Source organism: Mycobacterium botniense (assembly GCF_010723305.1).
Classification (GTDB): Bacteria; Actinomycetota; Actinomycetes; order Mycobacteriales; family Mycobacteriaceae; genus Mycobacterium; species Mycobacterium botniense.
This window is the reverse complement of sequence record NZ_BLKW01000002.1, coordinates 1,117,172-1,135,693: the sequence shown is the minus strand read 5'-3', so window position 1 is coordinate 1,135,693 and position 18,522 is coordinate 1,117,172. Positions and strand designations below refer to the sequence as shown.

18 protein-coding genes, 2 tRNA genes and 1 pseudogene are annotated in these 18,522 nt (G+C 64.4%); 9 read left to right on the top strand and 12 right to left on the bottom strand.

The features are described from left to right. The first annotated feature begins 58 nt into the window (after window positions 1–58). A tRNA-Ala gene (locus G6N08_RS05385) sits at window positions 59–131 on the top strand. Window positions 132–158: 27 nt separating this feature from the next. Here G6N08_RS05385 and cwsA read toward each other — a convergent pair. Then, a complete protein-coding gene (gene cwsA, locus G6N08_RS05380; RefSeq protein ID WP_163755036.1) occupies window positions 159–587 on the bottom strand; it encodes a cell wall synthesis protein CwsA in 429 nt (142 codons plus the stop codon). A gap of 158 nt (window positions 588–745) precedes the next feature. On the opposite strand from cwsA, the gene G6N08_RS05375 reads away from it, so the two are divergent. Then, complete coding sequence (locus tag G6N08_RS05375) at window positions 746–1,294, top strand: peptidylprolyl isomerase (RefSeq protein ID WP_163755034.1); 549 nt, start codon at window positions 746–748, stop codon at window positions 1,292–1,294. Window positions 1,295–1,301: 7 nt separating this feature from the next. Here G6N08_RS05375 and G6N08_RS05370 read toward each other — a convergent pair whose 3' ends face one another. Both G6N08_RS05370 and crgA read right to left on the bottom strand, forming a co-directional pair. Then, window positions 1,302–1,715, bottom strand: a complete 414-nt coding sequence (locus tag G6N08_RS05370) for a PH domain-containing protein (RefSeq protein WP_163755032.1) — start codon at window positions 1,713–1,715, stop codon at window positions 1,302–1,304. Window positions 1,716–1,870: 155 nt separating this feature from the next. Further along, window positions 1,871–2,152: a cell division protein CrgA gene (crgA, locus tag G6N08_RS05365; RefSeq protein WP_163755030.1), complete on the bottom strand. Its 282-nt coding sequence runs from the start codon at window positions 2,150–2,152 to the stop codon at window positions 1,871–1,873. Between the two features lie 117 nt (window positions 2,153–2,269). On the opposite strand from crgA, the gene G6N08_RS05360 reads away from it, so the two are divergent. Together G6N08_RS05360 and G6N08_RS05355 are read left to right on the top strand one after the other, a co-directional pair. Beyond that, complete coding sequence (locus G6N08_RS05360; RefSeq protein ID WP_163755029.1) at window positions 2,270–3,070, top strand: DUF881 domain-containing protein; 801 nt, start codon at window positions 2,270–2,272, stop codon at window positions 3,068–3,070. Between the two features lie 60 nt (window positions 3,071–3,130). Beyond that, window positions 3,131–3,811: an aminodeoxychorismate/anthranilate synthase component II gene (locus G6N08_RS05355; protein WP_163755027.1), complete on the top strand. Its 681-nt coding sequence runs from the start codon at window positions 3,131–3,133 to the stop codon at window positions 3,809–3,811. A gap of 4 nt (window positions 3,812–3,815) precedes the next feature. Here the strand turns inward: G6N08_RS05355 and pknB are convergent, their stop codons facing one another. The 7 genes from pknB to G6N08_RS05320 form a co-directional block, all read right to left on the bottom strand. Continuing rightward, window positions 3,816–5,693: a Stk1 family PASTA domain-containing Ser/Thr kinase gene (gene pknB, locus G6N08_RS05350; protein ID WP_163755025.1), complete on the bottom strand. Its 1,878-nt coding sequence runs from the start codon at window positions 5,691–5,693 to the stop codon at window positions 3,816–3,818. 14 nt (window positions 5,694–5,707) lie between these two features. Next, complete coding sequence (locus G6N08_RS05345) at window positions 5,708–7,075, bottom strand: serine/threonine-protein kinase (RefSeq protein WP_163755023.1); 1,368 nt, start codon at window positions 7,073–7,075, stop codon at window positions 5,708–5,710. After that, a complete protein-coding gene (gene pbpA, locus G6N08_RS05340; protein ID WP_163755021.1) occupies window positions 7,072–8,547 on the bottom strand; it encodes a D,D-transpeptidase PbpA in 1,476 nt (491 codons plus the stop codon). Before pbpA ends, G6N08_RS05345 begins: the two co-directional genes overlap by 4 nt. Continuing rightward, window positions 8,544–9,953, bottom strand: a complete 1,410-nt coding sequence (locus G6N08_RS05335) for an FtsW/RodA/SpoVE family cell cycle protein (RefSeq protein ID WP_163755019.1) — start codon at window positions 9,951–9,953, stop codon at window positions 8,544–8,546. The genes pbpA and G6N08_RS05335 overlap by 4 nt, the downstream gene beginning before the upstream one ends. After that, window positions 9,950–11,341: a PP2C family protein-serine/threonine phosphatase gene (locus G6N08_RS05330; protein WP_163755017.1), complete on the bottom strand. Its 1,392-nt coding sequence runs from the start codon at window positions 11,339–11,341 to the stop codon at window positions 9,950–9,952. The genes G6N08_RS05335 and G6N08_RS05330 overlap by 4 nt, the downstream gene beginning before the upstream one ends. Then, window positions 11,338–11,805, bottom strand: coding sequence for an FHA domain-containing protein FhaB/FipA (locus G6N08_RS05325; protein WP_163755015.1), 468 nt, complete (start codon window positions 11,803–11,805; stop codon window positions 11,338–11,340). Before G6N08_RS05325 ends, G6N08_RS05330 begins: the two co-directional genes overlap by 4 nt. A gap of 124 nt (window positions 11,806–11,929) precedes the next feature. Next, window positions 11,930–13,441 carry an FHA domain-containing protein gene (locus G6N08_RS05320; RefSeq protein WP_163756723.1) on the bottom strand — a complete coding sequence of 504 codons (1,512 nt, stop codon included), beginning with the start codon at window positions 13,439–13,441 and terminating at the stop codon, window positions 11,930–11,932. A gap of 268 nt (window positions 13,442–13,709) precedes the next feature. Between G6N08_RS05320 and G6N08_RS05315 the strand changes: the two genes are divergently transcribed. Beyond that, window positions 13,710–13,792 (top strand) — tRNA-Leu (locus G6N08_RS05315). Window positions 13,793–13,833: 41 nt separating this feature from the next. Here G6N08_RS05315 and G6N08_RS05310 read toward each other — a convergent pair. Together G6N08_RS05310 and G6N08_RS05305 are read right to left on the bottom strand one after the other, a co-directional pair. Then, complete coding sequence (locus tag G6N08_RS05310) at window positions 13,834–14,199, bottom strand: GNAT family N-acetyltransferase (protein WP_163755013.1); 366 nt, start codon at window positions 14,197–14,199, stop codon at window positions 13,834–13,836. 304 nt (window positions 14,200–14,503) lie between these two features. Beyond that, complete coding sequence (locus G6N08_RS05305) at window positions 14,504–14,920, bottom strand: WhiB family transcriptional regulator (protein WP_163755011.1); 417 nt, start codon at window positions 14,918–14,920, stop codon at window positions 14,504–14,506. A 142-nt stretch (window positions 14,921–15,062) separates the two neighbouring features. Between G6N08_RS05305 and G6N08_RS05300 the strand changes: the two genes are divergently transcribed. The 4 genes and pseudogenes from G6N08_RS05300 to G6N08_RS05285 all read left to right on the top strand — a co-directional run bounded on the left by G6N08_RS05300 (window position 15,063) and on the right by G6N08_RS05285 (window position 18,486). After that, window positions 15,063–15,851: a helix-turn-helix domain-containing protein gene (locus G6N08_RS05300; protein ID WP_163755009.1), complete on the top strand. Its 789-nt coding sequence runs from the start codon at window positions 15,063–15,065 to the stop codon at window positions 15,849–15,851. Continuing rightward, the gene (locus G6N08_RS05295) at window positions 15,848–16,681 is read left to right on the top strand and encodes a C40 family peptidase (protein WP_163755007.1); all 834 of its coding nucleotides are present in this window, start codon (window positions 15,848–15,850) and stop codon (window positions 16,679–16,681) included. Before G6N08_RS05300 ends, G6N08_RS05295 begins: the two co-directional genes overlap by 4 nt. Window positions 16,682–16,724: 43 nt before the next feature. Next, window positions 16,725–17,081 carry a DUF4226 domain-containing protein gene (locus G6N08_RS05290; RefSeq protein ID WP_163755005.1) on the top strand — a complete coding sequence of 119 codons (357 nt, stop codon included), beginning with the start codon at window positions 16,725–16,727 and terminating at the stop codon, window positions 17,079–17,081. Window positions 17,082–17,217: 136 nt separating this feature from the next. Then, a pseudogene (locus G6N08_RS05285) lies at window positions 17,218–18,486 on the top strand (DUF4226 domain-containing protein). Window positions 18,487–18,522: the final 36 nt, after the last annotated feature.

Here is an 18,522-nt window from a genome sequence, read left to right as displayed (position 1 = left end):
GGTCGTCGCACCGCGGGTGAGCACATGGGCGGCGACCACACAACGCTGGCCACAGCACGGGGCCTTAGCTCAGTTGGTAGAGCGCTGCCTTTGCAAGGCAGAAGTCAGGGGTTCAAGTCCCCTAGGCTCCACAGCGCGCCGTCGTGATGCACCGCCATTCACGGTTTGGGGTGCACGTCCACGCTCGGCGGACGAGGTGACGGCTCCGGACGCGACGGACGGCGGATGATCGTGACGACCGCTACGCCGCCGGCGGCGGCGACCACTGCCGCAATTACGCCGACCATCCAGCGGTGTGTTCGGCGGCGCGGGGATTGTTGAGCCTCCTGCAGCGCCTGCGGCAACCCGGCCATCACTTCCCGCGCCGCCGCCAGCTCCTGAGCAAATGTCTTGTGGGCGGCCGTGAGGTGCGGAGCCACACGGCCCTGCCGGTAGCGGCGCCGCACAGCAGATGCGCCGGTCCGCGCGGAATGCACGCCGAGCCCGACGGTGCCCCACACGACGTCCACCGGCCCGACCACGGTATAGGTCAACCCCCGAACGAGCCGCTGCCGGGGCGTCGGCCGCGGTTGCATTGTCGTGCTCATCTCCTGCCCTTTCTGCCGACGGTGTGTGTCGCCTTACTCAGACTGCCATCGTTGGGTGCTGGCCGATGAGCTCAGCCCACCCGGCAACGGATGCGGATGCTGGCGAACGAAGAAACGACGGGCGTTTCGGGACCCCAGACGGAAAGAGCCGACAACCGGTGGCAGACTGTGATGCCGTGACTCTCAGTCCGTTGCAGACCGCCACCGCTACCTTGCACACCAACCGGGGTGACATCAAGATTGCGCTTTTTGGAAACCACGCCCCCAAAACCGTCGCCAACTTTGTCGGTCTGGCGCAAGGCACGAAAGAGTACTCCAGCCAGAACGCCTCCGGTGGCACATCTGGTCCGTTCTATGACGGCGCCGTTTTCCACCGGGTGATCAAGGGCTTCATGATCCAGGGCGGCGATCCGACCGGCACCGGCCGGGGCGGCCCGGGCTACAAGTTCGCCGACGAATTCCACCCCGAGCTGCAGTTCGACCGGCCCTACCTGCTGGCCATGGCCAATGCCGGCCCTGGCACCAACGGCTCACAGTTTTTCATCACCGTCAGCGAGACGCCGCACCTGAATCGGCGCCACACCATCTTCGGTGAGGTGATCGGCGTGGAGTCGCAGCAGGTAGTCGACGCGATTGCCAACACCCGCACCGACGGGAACGACCGGCCGATCGAGCCGGTTGTCATCGAGTCGATCACCGTTTCGTGAAGCGCGCTCAGCGTCCGTAACCGGCGGCGACGAGTGCGTCGAGAACGGACAGGGGGTCGGTCCCTAAATCCCAGCGGGAGAAGATGAGCAGATGGTCATCGGCCGTCTCGACCTCGAGCAGCCGGACCCTCCGGCCGAAGCGCCGGAACTCGGCGATGCGGATGATCTTGATATCCGATCGGCGTAATAGTTGCGTCCGAATCCAGCCCCGGACAAGCACACCATCGTTGGTGATTGCTAACTTCGGCCGCGCGCGCCACGAAACGGCCGCAAACAAGATCAAACCAGCGGCGGCAATACCGGTCAGAATCCGGCCCGGAAAATCTGTGACTAGGGTCACAGAGCCGATAGCCATCAGCGCCCCCGCGACCGCACAACCAGCGATTCCGGCTGTAGACGGCGCCCATTCTGTTTGCTGCACGGCTCTACTCGACGTTCCTGCCACTACCGATGGGGTTATCCACAGGTGCTATCCACAATGGGGATAAATCACATCCGTGTGATTGCGGACTGGCGAAGTTGCCAGCTCCGGCACCGGGCGAGCGCATGATGAATTCATTACGCTGCGCTGTGCAACTAGCGCCACCGCATGGTGAGCAACAAACCGGCGATCATGAAAGCAAACGCGATCGCGTAGTTCCATGGGCCGAGGTTGGCCATCCAGTTCAGCACCGAGGGTGCCGCACTGCCGGTGGCGGCCAACTGGAACACCATCAGCCAGACCAGACCGGTCAGCATCAAACTGACGAAAAACACCACAAACCACACACTCGACGGGCCGGCCTTCACCTTGACGGGCGTTCGGCTCACCGCGGTGACGGTAAAGTTGTTTTTCTTGCGGACCTTGGACTTGGGCATCGATACCTCGGGACTACCTCGGACGGTGAGCAGGTTCGGTGTAACGATAACGACTGCAGTCGCGCGTAGGGGTCGGGTCCGAGGGTAACCTACCCGGCCTCAGGAAACGGAGGGCCGATGCGGGCACCAATTGCCGGGTTCTTCGCCGGGCTGCTGGGCGGCCCCGGGCGTGGCCAGGCCGAAAACCGGCCGTCACCATGGCGCCTTGGTGTGCCATTGGTCTGCCTGTCGGCCGGACTCTTGCTGGTGGCCACACACGGGGTGTCTGGCGGCGCCGAAATCCGCCGCAGCGACGCTCCCCGCCTGGTCGACCTGGTTCACGACGCCCAGTCTTCGGTCAAGCAGCTCAGCGCCGAACGAGATGCACTGTCCGCCAAGATCGACACCACCCACGGCCGGTCCTCCGACGCGGCCTTGCGGGCGATGCAGGCACGCGCGAAAGTGCTGGCCGGTGAAGCCGGGCTGGATCCTGTCCACGGGCCGGGTCTGGTGGTCAGCCTCACCGACGCCCAGCGCGACCCGTACGGCCGCTTCCCGCGGGACGCTTCTCCCGACGACTTGGTGGTGCATCAGCAAGATATCCAGGCGGTGCTCGACGCGTTGTGGAGGGCCGGCGCGGAGGGAATCCAGGTGCAGGACCAGCGCATCATCGCGACCTCGGCGCCTCGTTGTGTCGGCAATACGTTGCTGCTCAACGGTCGGACCTATAGTCCGCCCTACACGATTAGCGCGGTCGGCAATGCTGTGGCGATGCAAGCCGCATTGGCGGCTTCGCCCCAGGTCGCCCTGTACAAACAGTATGTGATCCGGTTCGGCTTGGGCTATGACGAACAAGTCAAAGCGGATCTGCGGATCGTCGGCTACACCGAACCCGTGCGGATGCATTTCGCGCAGCCGGCCGGTCCGGTGAACTACTGAGCCCGCCGGTGTGGTGAGCCGCTCGAGTCGGGCGGGCAGGCCCAGCGGTAGCCTGGCACGGTGCGGATCTTGGTCGTCGACAATTACGACAGCTTCGTTTTCAATCTGGTCCAGTATCTGGGCCAGCTCGGAGTCGACGCCAACGTGTGGCGCAACGACGACACCAGGTTGTCCGACGCGGCGGCTGTGGTCAACGACTTCGACGGCGTGCTGCTCAGTCCCGGACCGGGCACCCCGCAGCGGGCAGGTGCGTCGATCGAGCTGGTCCGAGCGTGCGCGGCGGCGCGTATCCCGCTGCTGGGGGTGTGTTTGGGACATCAGGCGATCGGGGTTGCGTTCGGCGCCACGGTCGATCGTGCACCCGAGCTGATCCATGGGAAGACCAGCAGCGTCTTCCACACGAATGTTGGTGTGCTGCAAGGACTTCCGGATCCATTCACAGCGACACGCTACCATTCGCTGACGATTTTGCCGGAAACGTTGCCCGCCGTGCTGGAGGTGACGGCACGAACCCGCAGCGGTGTGATCATGGCGGTGCGGCACATCGATCTGCCGATTCACGGCGTGCAGTTCCACCCGGAGTCGATCCTGACCGAGGGTGGGCATCGTATGCTGGCTAACTGGCTCGGTTACTGCGGGCAGCCACGAGACGAAGCGCTGATCCGTCGCCTCGAGAGGGAGGTGATGACCGCGGTGCGCCCGCACTTTCCGGTAGACGTGGCCGCAGTAGCCGCCCGATGAGGCGCTACTGGCCGAACTTGAGCGTGATAGTGCCGTCTTTGTTGACCCCCTGACCCGGCGCCGGGTTTTGGTAGACAACGCGATTGTGGTTGGAACCGCCGGCGTCCACGTCGGCGCCTTTGATCAACACACCGGTCCATCCCAATGCTCGCAGTTGTGGTTCGGCGTCTGCCCAAAACAAGCCCGATAAGTCCGGCATCACGAACTGGTTACCCTTGGAGACCTGCAATTCGATCACCGAATCCACTGGAACCATCGCCCCCGCAGGCGGATTGGTGCCGATCACGTCCCCGGCGGGGCGCGGGCTGTCCACCGAAGCCTGGCTGAACTTACTAAACCCGTACACAGTGAGGTTCTTCTGCGCCAACTCGACCGTCTGTCCCGCGACGTTAGGAACCTCTCTGGTCGCCGGCCCGGATCCGACGATAATGGTGATCACGTTGGTGATGGCCGACGTCTGGTTTGCCGGGGGATTGGTCCCTATCACCCGGCCTTTCAGCTCCGGCGTTGACGGCGAGCTCACCTGTTTGAAACGCCCGAACCCCGCGGCCTTCAATTTTTTCACAGCGTCGGCATAGCTGAGTGAGGAGACATCAGGCAGCTCACGTTGTTCGGGCCCGGTTGACACATTGACGGTGATCTCGTCGCCCGCAGCCACCGAAGAGTTGGCGGCGGGATCGGTGCCAATCACATGATCGGGTGGGACCGTCGAATCAGGCTTCTGCTGGGTGCGTATTTTAAAGCCCCGGTTCTGTAAGACGGCGATGGCATCAGCCGACGCCTGACCCCGCACATCGGGAACCTGGACGTTGCGGGTGTTGCCGCCGAATGTGTTGATCACGATGGTGACGATCACCGTCAACACCGCCAGCACCGCAACCGCGACCAACCAGCGGCCTACCGAGCCGATTGCGCGGTCTCGGGCGAAGTCGAGCTGATGAGGCGGCGAGTCGGTGCGCGAACCCCTGGTGCTCACACCGGGTGCGGCCGCCAGCAGCGTGGTCCGTTCCGCGTCGGTGAGCACTTTGGGCGCCTCGGGAGTCTCACCGTTGTACACCCGGATCAAGTCAGCGCGCATCTCCGCCGCGGTCTGATACCGGTTCTCCGGGTTTTTCGCCAGCGCCTTGAGCACCACCGCATCAAGATCCGGCGAGATGCCCTCATGGCGTTGTGAGGGGGGTATCGGATCTTCGCGGACATGCTGGTAGGCGACAGCAACCGGCGAGTCGCCGACGAAAGGGGGCTCGCCGGTCAAGATTTCGTAGAGGACACAACCCAGCGAATACACATCCGAACGGGCGTCGACGGTATCCCCGCGGGCTTGTTCAGGTGAGAGGTACTGCGCGGTCCCGATCACTGCCGCCGTCTGCGTGACGCTGTTGCCGCTGTCCGCGATTGCCCGGGCGATGCCAAAGTCCATCACCTTGACGGCATTATCTTTGGTGATCATGATGTTCGCCGGTTTAACGTCGCGGTGGATGATGCCGTTGCGGTGCGAAAAATTCAGCGCCTGGCAGGCGTCGGCAATGACCTCGATGGCGCGGCGAGGCGGCAGCGGACCCTCGGTGTTCACGATGTCACGCAAGGTGACACCGTCGACGTACTCCATGACGATATAGGGCAGCGGGCCGGCCTCCGTCTGTGCCTCGCCGGTGTCGTAGACCGCGACGATGGCCGGGTGGTTCAACGCCGCGGCGTTTTGCGCTTCACGTCGGAAGCGGAGGTAGAAGCTCGGGTCACGAGCCAGGTCGGCGCGCAACACCTTGATCGCCACATCGCGGTGTAACCGGACATCCCGCGCCAGGTGCACCTCGGACATGCCGCCGAAGCCGAGGATTTCACCTAGTTCGTAGCGGTCGGAAAGGTGTTGCGGGGTGGTCATCGCATTATCCCAGGTCAGGCCAGCGACGCGCGGTGCTGCGGCATCGATGGGACAGCCCAGCTAGGTTCAATTGCCCAGCCCCTCCGCGGGCCGTCTCGGCCGGCATCGTCAACCGGGCAAGGTTGGAAGTGCGTGCTCCGCTGTCCAGCATGACCTGTCACCCCGCGATCCGTCCACTTGGACGGGTGAGTCGGTGACGTACCGGTACCGCTCGGAGTCGTGCTGGGTGTGGGAGTCCCGGTATCGGTAACGGTCGGTGTGGACGGTTGCTGCTGGACGTTCTCATTACGGGAGTTGATGACGATAAGCACCGCGATGATGATTGCCAGCGCCCCTAACACGCCGGCGGCCCACAACAAAGCCCGCTGACCCGAGGAGAATGTGCGCCGCGGCGGTGGTGGACGGTGGCCACCTGTGGTGGCGCGAGACCGGTGGGTTACCGCGGGCCCTCGGCCAGTGGGGTTGATCACGGCCCGCGTTTGCGGGCCGGACGGGATAGCGGCCGGGGCCGCGCGCCCGGCAGGCATTTGGTTGGGCCTCGGAGGCCGACGACCAGCGCGCACCGCGGCAACGGCGTCGGCAAAGGGTCCCCCACTGCGATAGCGCAGTTGGGGGTTTTTCACCAGTGTGATCTCGATGAGCTCGCGCACATTCGGTGGAATGTCGCTGGGCAATGGCGGCGGGGGCTCTTTGATATGCTTCATCGCCACTGTCAAAGCGCCATCACCGCTGAACGGTCGCTTACCTGAAACGCATTCGTATCCAACAACTCCCAGCGAGTAGACATCGCTGGCCGGGGTGGCCTCATGGCCCAAAGCCTGCTCGGGCGCAATGTATTGAGCGGTCCCCATCACCATGCCGGTCTGCGTGACCGGCGCCGCATCGACGGCTTTGGCGATACCGAAGTCAGTAATCTTCACTTGCCCAGTGGGTGTGATCAGGATGTTGCCGGGTTTGACGTCACGATGCACCAAACCGGCGGCGTGAGCGACCTGCAGTGCACGCCCGGTCTGCTCAAGCATGTCTAGCGCGTGCCGCAGCGAAAGCCGGCCGAGGCGCTTGAGCACGGAGTTCAGCGGCTCCCCGTTGACCAGCTCCATCACAAGATATGCGGTGCGACCCTCACCATTCATGGTGGTTTCGCCGTAGTCGTGCACACTGGCGATTCCAGGGTGGTTGAGCATCGCGGTGGTGCGCGCTTCGTTGCGGAACCGTTCGATGAATTCGGGGTCCTGAGAAAACTCCTGTTTGAGCACTTTGACTGCGACACGCCGACCCAGCCGATTATCGACGGCCTCCCACACTTGGCCCATTCCGCCGGTGGCAATGAGGCGTTGCAGGCGGTAGCGGCCCGACAGCGTGAGACCGACGCGCGCGGTCATGGTCCCCCCTGCAGCGCGGCCTCGATCACGGCCCGCCCGATCGGCGCGGCGAGGGCACCGCCCGTAGCGGAAAGCCGGTCGGCACCGTTTTCCACGAGCACCGCGACGGCCACCTTGGGGGTTTGCACCGGTGCAAACGCGATATACCAGGCGTGCGGGGGAGTGTTACGCGGGTCGGTGCCGTGCTCTGCGGTACCCGTTTTTGATGCGATCTGCACGCCGGGGATCGCCCCTTTCTGCTGTGTGACCTTCTCGGCGCCGACCATCAATTCTGTCAGCTTAGCCGCGACCTGCGGTGACACCGCGCGGCGCTGCTGACGCGGGGCTGTGGTGCTGATGTTGGTGAGGTCCGGGCCTTTGAGGCTGGCAACCAGATACGGCTGCATGGTCACCCCGGCATTGGCGATGGTCGCCGCAACCAGCGCGTTTTGCAGTGGCGTCACGGCCACGTCTTTTTGTCCGATACTGGACATACCCACCGCGGCAGCGTCGAGCAGGGGCCCCACAGTGGATTCGGCGACTTGCAGCGGGATGGGCCCGGGTGCGCTGTCGAGCCCGAATGACTGGGAGGTCCGGCGCAGCGCGTCGGCACCGACACGGATGCCGAGCTGGACGAACGCCGTGTTGCAGGACAAAGCGAACGCTTCACGCAGCGACACGGTCGGCTCGCTTCCGCACGCGGTCCCGCCGTAATTTTCCAGGGTGGCAGTGCTATCCGGCAGCGAAATCGTAGGCGCCGCGGTGAGCTGTTCGTCTTCAGCAATCCCGGCCTGCAGCGCCGCCGCGGTGGTGAGCACCTTAAACGTGGAACCGGGCGGATAGGTCTCCGAGATAGCGCGATTGGTCAGCGGGGAGTCGGGATCGTCTCGCAGCCGCTGCCACGCTTGTCCCTGCTCTTCGGGGTTGTGCGACGCGAGCTGGTTAGGGTCGTACGAGGGCGACGACACCAGCGCGAGGATTTTGCCGGTCGAGGGCTCAAGCGCGACTACCGCTCCCTTGCACGGACCACCGCAGCCCTGTTGCATGGCATCCCAGGCAGCTTGTTGCACCCGGGGAGTGATGGTGGTGTCGACGTTGCCGCCGCGCGGATCGCGGCCGGTGAAAAAGTCGGCCAGCCGACGGGCGAACAGCCGCTGATCTGCGCCATTCAATATCGGATCTTCCGCCCGTTCCAGACCGGTGCTGGAATAACGCAGCGAGTAGAACCCGGTAATCGGTGCGTAGACCACCGGATTGGGATACACCCGCAGAAACCGGAAGCGGCTGTCAGTGGCCACCGAGTAGGCCAGCAGCTGCCCGTCCGCCGTGATCTGGCCGCGTTGACGGGAATACTCGTCAAGCAAGATCCGCTGGTTTCGCGGATCGGCGCGCAGCCCGTCCGCGGTGAACACCTGGGTCAACGTGGCGTTAAGCAACAACAGCACAATGAGCGCCATCACGGTCACCGACATCCGGCGCAAGGAGGCGTTCATACCCGCTCGATCACTTCGGTGCCGGCGGCCGCAATCGGTGATGTGTTTCGCGGCCGGGTACGGAACGGGCGGCGCGCACCGTGTGAGATACGCACCAGGATGGCGAGGAGCACGTAGTTCGCCAGCAGCGAGGATCCCCCGTAGGACATCCACGGGGTGGTCAATCCAGTCAGCGGGATAAGGTTGGTCACGCCGCCGACGACAATGAACAACTGGATCGCCAAGGTCGAGGCCAGACCTGCGGCTAACAGCTTGCCGAAGCTATCGCGGATCGCGATCGCGGTACGCAAGCCACGCACGATAAAGATGGTGTAAAGCATCAACAGGCTGGCCAGCCCGACCAAGCCCAGCTCTTCGCCGAAGGCGGCGATGATGAAATCGGTCGATGCTGCGGGTACGGTATCGGGCTGCCCATTACCCAGCCCGGTGCCGAAGATGCCGCCCGTGGCAAAACTGAAAAGTGACTGCACGATTTGGTAACCGCTACCTTCAGGATCGGCAAATGGATCAACCCAGGTTTGGACGCGGATCCGCACGTGGTCGAACAGGTAGTACGCTGCGACACTTGCCGCGGAGAACAAGGTCAGCCCGATGACAACCCAACTGAGCCGTTGAGTAGCCAGGTAAACGACCACCAGAAACGATGTGTACAGAAGCAGCGACGTACCCAGGTCTTTTTCGAAGATCATCACCCCCACCGACATGACCCAGGCCGCGAGCAGCGGAGCGAGGTCCCTTGGACGCGGCAGCGTCATGCCCATCACGTGTTTGCCCGCGCTGGTGAACACCCCCCGTTTAGCTACCAGCACCGCCGAAAAGAAGATAAGCAACAGGATTTTGGAGAACTCTGCGGGCTGAATTGAAAAGCCCGGCAATCGAATCCAGATCTTGGCACCGTTTTGTTCGGAGAACGACGCGGGCAGCAGCGCAGGTATGGCCAAGAGGATCAGGCCGGCCAATCCACTGGTGTAGCCGTACCGCGCGAGTTGCCGATGGTCTTTCAAAAAGCTCACCACTAGGGTGAATGCGCAAACACCGACCAGGGTCCACAGCATCTGCTGGTTCGCGCTGGGGTGCCGGTTGCCGCTAAACGTGTTGTCGGCGAGGTCAAGCCGATGAATCATGACCAGTCCCAGGCCGTTGAGCAGTGCGACCACTGGCAGCAGCAGGGGGTCCGTATAGGGGGCGAAGCGCCGGACGACCAGGTGCGCGCACACGAACAACGTCAAAAACGCCAGCCCATAACTGGTCAGATCCCAGCGCACACCGCGCTCCTGGTCGGCTTCCACGATCAGTAAAGCGGCGACGGTGATCGCGGTTGCGAAGCACAACAGCAGTAATTCGGCGTTGCGCCGAGTCGGCAGCGGAGGTGTCACCGCCACCGGCGGCTGCGGCTGTGTCGTCATGCGGCCGCCCGGCAATCGGTGCCCTGCTGCAGCGGGGGTGGTGCATGGGCGGTCACCGTGGGGCTCGGCGTGGGCGCTCGGCTCGGGGTCGGCGGGCCCGGTGGCGACGCGGTGCGAAGCGGAGGGCATGGCGGCAAAAGGGAATTGTGCGCTAAATCGCGGAGCTGCTTGATCGCCTCGTCGAGGGTTCCCGGCGGCAGCCCGTCAGCGACCTGTTTGCGTGCAGAGGGCTGCAGGTCTTGCAGCTTCATCGGCTGACAGGCGCGGTTCGCCGGGGACTGGTCGTAGCTGATCTGCGATAGTTCGTTACGACCGGTGAGACAGCCAAACTGATACGGCGCTTGCAATTTGATACCCAAGATCGATCCCTGGATGCCCCGCATGATCGACACGGTGCCGTTGTAGTCGGCAACGTAGTAATAACTGCGGATAACCGTCCAGCCGATCGCAGGAACGGCGAGTATCAACAGTGCCACAAGGGTGGCGCCGAGAACCATCCGGCGCCGTGATCGTCGTGGCCGGGCGAACGTATCAACTTGCGACAGCACGCGTTGCGCGACGCTCTTGCGAGGCTGGATGGCCGAGGCCCGGCCGGCGGCGGTGTTGGGGAGAGTCGATTGGTCGTCGTCGCCGGACACGGCCCCGGCCAGTATTGGCTGGGTCTGACCGTAGTCGAAATCGACGACATCGGCGACGATGACGGTCACGTTATCCGGTCCGCCGCCGCGAAGCGCCAATTCGATGAGACGGTCTGCACACTCGGCCACATCGGGAATCTGCAGTGCCTCGAGAATGGTCTCATCGCTGACCGGATCGGATAGGCCGTCTGAGCACAGCAGATACCGGTCCCCGGCGCGCGCCTCGCGCATGGTCAGGGTGGGCTCGACCTCGTGGCCGGTCAGCGCCCGCATGATCAACGACCGCTGCGGATGGCTGTGCGCCTCTTCGGAAGTGATACGGCCCTCGTCCACCAAAGTTTGCACGAAGGTGTCGTCCTTGGTGATCTGAGTCAGTTCGCCGTCGCGCAACAGATAGGCCCGGGAGTCACCGATGTGCACCAGACCGATGCGGCTACCGTCGAAGAGGATGGCGGTGAGTGTGGTGCCCATCCCCTCGAGATCCGGTTCCATCTCCACGTGCGCGGCGATGGCGGCGTTACCTGCCCGGACAGCCGCATCAAGCTTGCCCAGCAGATCGCCACCGGGATCGTCTTCGTCGAGAGGGGCCAGCGCGGCGATGACCAACTGCGAGGCCACTTCTCCTGCAGCATGGCCGCCCATACCGTCGGCCAGAGCGAGCAGCCGTCCACCTGCGTACACCGAATCCTCGTTGTTCGCGCGTACCAGGCCGCGGTCACTGCGAGCCGCATAGCGAAGGACTAGTGTCACGGGCGCAACTCGATCACCGTTTTGCCGATCCGAACCGGCGTCCCAATCGGAACTCGTACCGCCGTCGTCACCTTCGCCCTGTCAAGGTAAGTGCCGTTGGTCGATCCTAAATCCTCGACATACCATTCTGAGCCGCGCTGAGACAGCCGAGCATGGCGGGTCGAAACATAGTCGTCGGTGAGTACCAGGGTGGAATCGTCGGCACGCCCAATCAGCACCGGCTGACCGGTGAGAGTGATACGTGCTCCCGCCAGCGACCCCTCGGTCACCACCAGGTGTCGTGCGGTATCTCGGCGCTGACGCGAGGGCAGCAGCGGACCCCGCAGCGACAAACCCCGTCGCACCATGACAGCACCGGTCGGCGCGTAGATATCGGTCCGCAGAATCCGCAGCACAGACCAAATGAATAGCCAGAGCAGCATCAAAAATCCGGCGCGCGTCAGCTGCAGCACCAATCCCTGCATCTGGCGTCCTCTCCGTCCTCGTGACGCTCACGTCATGCCCCGATCGGCGAGCACATTAGCAACGTCACGATACTTGGACGGCGGCCACAGTGGGGCGAAGCAAGGCGGCTTCGCCGCGGCTGGCTTACTGGATGTGAACGATAATCTCAGAGTGTCCCAGCCGGATGACGTCACCGTCGGCCAGCTGCCATTCCTGAACCGGCGCGTTGTTGACCATGGTGCCATTGGTGGAGTTGAGGTCCGAGAGCAGCGCTACCTGTCCGTCCCAGCGGATATCCAAGTGTCGACGTGATACCCCGGTGTCAGGCAACCGGAAGTGGGCGTCCTGTCCGCGGCCAATAATGTTGGAACCTTCGTGCAACTGATAGGTGCGGCCGCTTCCGTCATCGAGCTGCAAAGTCACCGTGGGCCCACCGGCCGGCGGATACCCGCTCGGGCCGTAACCGCCGTAGCCGGCGGCCTGACCGTAGTCGCCGGACATGGCGGTCTGGCCATAGTCGAAGTCGCGGCCGGCGGGCTCCCCGTAGCCGCCGGGCGGAGCGTACACCCCGCCTGCGGGACCGTCCGCGTAACGGGTGTAATCGGCCTGGCCATACTCTTGTCGACCATAGCCCGGGCCACCCGGCCAGCCGCCTTGCTCGTAACCGGCCCCCTGGTCGGGGTAGGGTGCGCGTTGATCAGGTGGCGGGTAGGGCCCGCGCCCGTAATCGCCATAGCCGTAGCCGGGCGGCCCGTAGCCGCCGGCACCCGGGCGATACCCGGGCTCGTAGCCTGGTGCCGGGCCGTAACCGCCAGGCCGTTGCTCGTAAGGCGGTGGGTAGCCGCCCGGTCCCTGGTCGGGGTAGCCACCCTGTTCTGGGTAGCCTCGTTGGTCCGGGTATCGAGCCTGTTCGGGATAGCCGCGCTGGTCGGGGTAGCCGCCCGGTCCCTGGTCGGGGTAGCCGCCCTGTTCTGGGTAGCCGCCCTGCTCGGGTTGGCGCGGTGGAGGATATCCGGATGGGGAGGGGTAGCCACCAGACTCCGGCGGATATCCACCCCGGCTGTCTTGGCCGGTGTGGGCTTCTTGGCCACCGTGAGGATCGTCGTCTGGACGCGCATAACGGTCCTCGTAGTATTCATCGCTGGGCCGCCCCTGCCCCTGACCGCTGCGATAGCTGGAATTCTCAGTCATTGGCGATACTCCTGGTTCTGCGCTAAACGCCTGATCTGATTGTGGTGGGGCGGAATCGCTAACTGCCGGGCGGGGCTCGACATCGGGGTTGATGGCGGCACGGGCGCGAAACTGGCCGGTGTGCAGGTTCGGCGCTTGCTCAAAGCGGACAACCACATCACCATATGTTTGCCACCCCTGTTCGCTGAGGTATCCCACCAGGTGCTCGGCTAAAGCGCCTGACGTGAGGTGCGGCTCGGTGCCTACCTTCTGATAGTCGTGCACACCGAGAGTAATGATGTATTCGTTAGGTGCCAAAAAACGATTTCCTGGGAGTGAGCGAACCCCGTCGGCTGCCTCCCGGCGCAACATGGTGGCCAATTCTTGTGGGACGATCGCTCCCCCGAACACTCGAGCGAACGCATCACCCACAGTGGACTCGAGTTTACGCTCGATGCGCTGAACCAGGCCCTTGTGGCTGTTCATCTCCAGCGCCCGCCTCACTCGTCGTTGAAAAGCTTTACAGCGGGACCGACGGCCCTCCCGCGTGTCATCCCCATCCTTGCCAGAAAATGGTATCGGGACACCGCGGATCTGCCGCTTCTGTGTTGCTGTGAACATCGGGGAGGAGCAGTTCAGCAACGGTTTTGCGCCGGTCGGGGATGATGGTGGGGACGCATCGCACGAGCTTGCACTACGGTGGGGAGCGGGCTATTACCCGCCTATGAGAGTGGTAGGCTCGACCGGTCGTTCGGGGCGAGTGGCGGAATGGCAGACGCGCTGGCTTCAGGTGCCAGTGTCCTTCGGGACGTGGGGGTTCAAGTCCCCCTTCGCCCACGAATGTCGAATGTCCCCTTGTGCGCGGTCTTCGGCTCGGTTCAGCGGGCCTGTCGCGGTGGCGCCGATACCTGGGGCAAAGAGCGTGCCCAGTGCTCGATATCGGGTGTGACGGGATCGGTGATGTCCCCGAACTCCGGATGCTTTGTGAGGACTGCGGCAACCATCGAGCACACCGCGACGACGCGCTTACGGTCGGCGCGGGCAGCCCGGAGTGCCTCCAGGACGAGGATGGTCGCCAAGCCCCGCCCACTAAACCGCTGGTCGATCTCGGTGTGGTAGAAGACGCGCTGCTCACCGCGGTCAGCAACGGCAACGTGTCCGGCTAGTTCGCCCTCCACGGCGATGGTGTACTTGCCATCGGCGCAACTGATCCTGGTTTGGGCGCCGGTTTTGTCGGTGGACACCTGTCTCTGCCTTTCCGTTTCTTCCTCATCGTCCTCGTTCTTCCGCGCTGTGCGTCTGCATTTTTCCGTCCGCTCGCGGTGTGGGGCGTGCCGCGATCGTCATGCCCCGTCGTCGCTGGCAGTAGTGCTGGCGCCGATACCGCGACAGTACGCGCTGAGCCGCCGGCTTAGTTGGACACCGAGGTGGGCGGTGCGCATCGACCCGCTGGACGGCTCGCACCTGCGGGATGACGACGGCACGGTGATTCACCCGCCGTCGGCCGGGAAACCGGGGGAGGGTAGCGCGTGCGCTGGTCTGATTCGGCTACGCCGCCGACCGGGGGCCGACTTGGGCGATCGGCAAATGGAAGACGTTCGCCTCGGCGGGAACGGGATCGTGCTCACGTCGCGCGAGGAGCGCCTGGTTTTCCGGCAGTTGCCTGGAGTTGATCTCCCCGGCAGCGATACGGCGCAGCACCTCGTGGGCGCGAGCGAGTTGTTCACGCTTGCGGTACTGGCCGCCGGGAAGCTTCACGCCAGCCCAGACGCCGTATTCTTCGCCATGCTCGACCGCGCGCTGGGCGCATACCCGCTGTTGCGCGAGCGGACAGCGACGTAGGCACAAGAGCCGGGCTTCGGTGGCCGACTGTTCGTACACACGGGCCTTGGCGGCACCGTCACCGTCATCGTCATCGGCGTAGCCGAACCACAGTTCTGGGTTAGCTGAGCAGGGGTACCCCATAGGTCGGTCTCCTTACACGAAGTGTATATGAAACTGTATGCGAAATAGGTAAGGGGACGCAAGAGAACGCGATAGAAACGCATATGGCATGTACCTCTGTTTCGCGGATGTGTAGTATCCGGTTTATGGCCGGAGCGCTGCGGTGAGTCGCGAATCGGCGGGAGCGGCCATCCGGGCGTTGCGTGAGTCACGCAACTGGTCATTAGCAGATTTTGCGGCCGCCACCGGCGTGAGCATCATGGGTTTGAGCTATCTCGAACGTGGTGCCCGAAAGCCACACAAAAGCACCGTTCAGAAGGTGGAAAACGCTCTCGGCCTGCCTCCGGGCACCTATTCGAGGCTGGTCGTGGCCGCCGACGCCGACGCTGAACTGGCCCGGGTGCTCGCAGCCAAGCCGCCGGCACCGCTGTCGCCGCGGCCCAGAGAGATGGTCGTAGTCAACCGTCACAGTGACACCGAAGTCCTCGAAGCGTATGCAGAAGCGCAGCTCGACACGCTGCATTCTGTGATAGAACAGCTGCCCGCGACGACATCAAACGACTACGAGTCGTATATTATGTCTGTGATTGCGCAGTGTGCGAAGGCCGAGATGCTGGCCGCCAACTCGTGGCGGGTGGCGGTGAGCGCCGACGCCGCCTCGGCCGGCCGGCTGATGGGGCATCTGCGCGCACTGGAATCGATGCGCCGGGCACTCCTGAGCAGAATCCCCGCCAGCTTGGGTGCGCGATTCGACCAGGCATGCGCCCGCTCGTCGCTACCCGAAGCCGTTATTGCTGTGTTGGTGGGAGTCACTGTCGAGGAGATGTGGGAGATCCGCAACCGGGGTGTCATCCCGCCCGGGGCGCTCGCGCGGGTCCGGGCCTTCGCCGACGCGGTCAACTCCGCCAACGGCGATCAGGTGGCCGACGACAGCGGTGAGGGGATCGCGTGAGTGAACGCGAACTCGAGGTCCTAAGCCGTGCACACCGGCTGTTTGCCGGACTCGTACGCCACGCGCCGCTGGACCCTGGAACCGGGTATTACGACGGAGTATTGAGACATGCTGCCGCAATCAACCCCGGCTGGGGACACCAACGATACGAGAATGCGGTGCAGGACAGCCGAGCAGCCCTGCGGTCAGCCGCGTTGGCAGACTCCGAATTCGCGGACATCATCACCCACGCCCGAGATGATTATGCCCGCGGCCGCCAGCTGACGCGCGGAGTGCTGGACGAAGCTCGCGCCGATGCGGCCACCAGATCGGATACTCCCCTGGCGCAGCGGGAGGCGATCCGGCGGCGTGTGGCGCGGATGCGCGCTCAACGAGCCCACGTGCTTTGGGCGCGTGGGCAAGCTCTGCAGCACCAGGCAGCGCTGCGGGCGCTGCGTTATCGCATACTGCGCCGGCGCGCTCTCACGGGATCGCGGACACCATCGGCGGGTAGTCGCGCCGGAGTTGCGGTGCGGGCCGCACTGTCGCGACTGGGTTGCCCGTATGTGTGGGGCGCAGCCGGCCCCGACCGGTTCGACTGTTCGGGGCTGGTGCAATGGGCCTACGCGCAGGCCGGTGTTCACGTGGATCGCACCACCTATCAACAGATTCACGACGGGATCCCGATCCCACGTTCACAGGTCAGGCCGGGTGACCTCGTTTTCCCCCACGCAGGACACGTGCAGATGGCCATCGGCAACAACCTGGTCATCGAGGCGCCCCATGCCGGCGCTCCGGTGCGCATCAGCCAGTTAGGGGTGAACGTGCAGATCCGCCGGCCGGTGATATAGCCAAGCCCAACCCAGTGAGTGATGAGGTAAGTAGGGTCAACTCGTGGCAGAACAGACCGGACACGCGGTAGCCGCGCTGCAATCCAGGCAGGCGGGCCTCGCGCAACAGTACGCCGCGGCGGTGGATGCCGACCGCGCGCTGGCCGACGTGGTCACCAGCGCACACACCGCGACACTCGAAGGTGCCCGCCGTCTGGATGAGATCGGAGCCGAGATCGAATCCGCCGTGCAGAAATTCGCCCTTTTCGCCACCGACACCCCGATCGGTGCGCGCGAGTTCCACAGATTCCTGACCGCCAAACAACGCGAGATCATCGCTGTCGTGGCCCATGCCCGTGAACTCGCCGAGGCGAAAAAGACAGCATTGGAGAGTTTGCGCTCGTGCTATGCCGAGCAGTGACGCTGACGACTGGTGCGGGAACGCACAAGAACGGGCTGCGGTGAATTGTCGGTGATCGTCTACCTGGGTACTCTCGCGCGGCATGGAGTGGCCGCAACACCGTTCGGCACCGGGTACGGGTCCGGCCGGCTAACCGATGGCCACGGTCGACAACTTTTGCCCGACGAGTCGAGCCCAGAGCTTAGCTTTAAGCCCGCCGGGCGCCGCATGGGCTGAGCGGCAGGAAAGCGTTGCCGCACAGGCGATGAGGGATGCGGAAGCTGCTTTGGCACATCAGAATTCGGCAACCGCGCAACTCGACCTGCAGGTCGTCACCGCAATCCTGAACGCTCACCTGAAAGCCGGAGCGGGCAGGGGCGCGCTCGATAGGCTATAAGAGGAAATCGAGGCGGCGGTCCGGACACGAACCGACCTGGATACTCCAGCGGGAGCACGCGACTTTCAGCGGTTTCTGGTCGGCAAACTCCGGGATATCCGAGCCGTGGTGGCCAGCGCGAACCTCGATGACACCTCCGAATCCGCATTGATGGCCGCATGGACGTCGCTGTACGGCGCGTCCACAAGAGGCCCGGGCGCTCCGGGCGAAGGCCAGCCGCCACGGGCTGCACCGGTTGTGGCGGCGCTGCGCGGCGACGACCCGGCAGCATCCTCAGACGCTGCATTGGATCCGTACCTCGAGTCGCTGCTTGCGCAGGATCCCAGCGTACTGCCCGGGGATGCGCCGGCCCCACTTTCGCCGGCGCCGATGCCGCTGGCGCCGACAATACCGGGTATCCCCGGCTTGGGTGGTATGGCACCCGGTTCAGGGGGAGTGCCCAGTGTGATGCCGGGCTGGGGTGCGCCTGGCGGTGTTCCCGGGGCGTGGACCCCCGGAGATGTCCGCGCACCGCGGGACCGCGCCGACGAGTTGATGGACCTCGACGACCCGAACGACGAGCCGGTGCCCGAACACCCGGACCACAATGCACCCGACGACGAGTCCGGGGCAGGAACACCATCCCAGCCACCAGCGGGGCCAACCACTGTCACACTGCCCAATGGGGACACGGTCACTGCCGCCAGCCCACAACTCGCTGCGGCGATCAAAGCCGCCGCGGGCGGGACACCTATCCCCGATGCTTTCCGCGAGCAGGGTATTACCATCCCCCCACCCGGAACCCCGGTCGTCGATCCGGTCGATCCGTCGCTCCTCGCGCCCGGGGATATCGGGATGTTCACCGATCACCACGCACTGGCGCTCGGGAAAAGCAAGGCTTTGCTCAACGGCCAGATTCAGCACATCTCCACCGTCACGGGGCCAGGGTTTCTAGGCTGGGAACATCCGCCGGCGACGACGACCGCGCCGGCCAAGTCCGAGGCACCGACACCGACCCGACCGGCGGCCACCACCGGCGCCTCAGGTTAGCGGCGAGGGTAGCAGTGCGCCCGGCGGGAACCGTCG

Bases quoted from the DNA above. Each gene is read 5' to 3' on its own strand.
- cwsA (WP_163755036.1), bottom strand. From the start codon at position 587: ATGAGCACGACAATGCAACCGCGGCCGACGCCCCGGCAGCGGCTCGTT.
- crgA (WP_163755030.1), bottom strand. From the start codon at position 2,152: ATGCCCAAGTCCAAGGTCCGCAAGAAAAACAACTTTACCGTCACCGCG.
- G6N08_RS05360 (WP_163755029.1), top strand. From the start codon at position 2,270: ATGCGGGCACCAATTGCCGGGTTCTTCGCCGGGCTGCTGGGCGGCCCC.
- pknB (WP_163755025.1), bottom strand. From the start codon at position 5,693: ATGACCACCCCGCAACACCTTTCCGACCGCTACGAACTAGGTGAAATC.
- G6N08_RS05345 (WP_163755023.1), bottom strand. From the start codon at position 7,075: ATGACCGCGCGCGTCGGTCTCACGCTGTCGGGCCGCTACCGCCTGCAA.
- pbpA (WP_163755021.1), bottom strand. From the start codon at position 8,547: ATGAACGCCTCCTTGCGCCGGATGTCGGTGACCGTGATGGCGCTCATT.
- G6N08_RS05335 (WP_163755019.1), bottom strand. From the start codon at position 9,953: ATGACGACACAGCCGCAGCCGCCGGTGGCGGTGACACCTCCGCTGCCG.
- G6N08_RS05325 (WP_163755015.1), bottom strand. From the start codon at position 11,805: ATGCAGGGATTGGTGCTGCAGCTGACGCGCGCCGGATTTTTGATGCTG.
- G6N08_RS05320 (WP_163756723.1), bottom strand. From the start codon at position 13,441: ATGAACAGCCACAAGGGCCTGGTTCAGCGCATCGAGCGTAAACTCGAG.
- G6N08_RS05305 (WP_163755011.1), bottom strand. From the start codon at position 14,920: ATGGGGTACCCCTGCTCAGCTAACCCAGAACTGTGGTTCGGCTACGCC.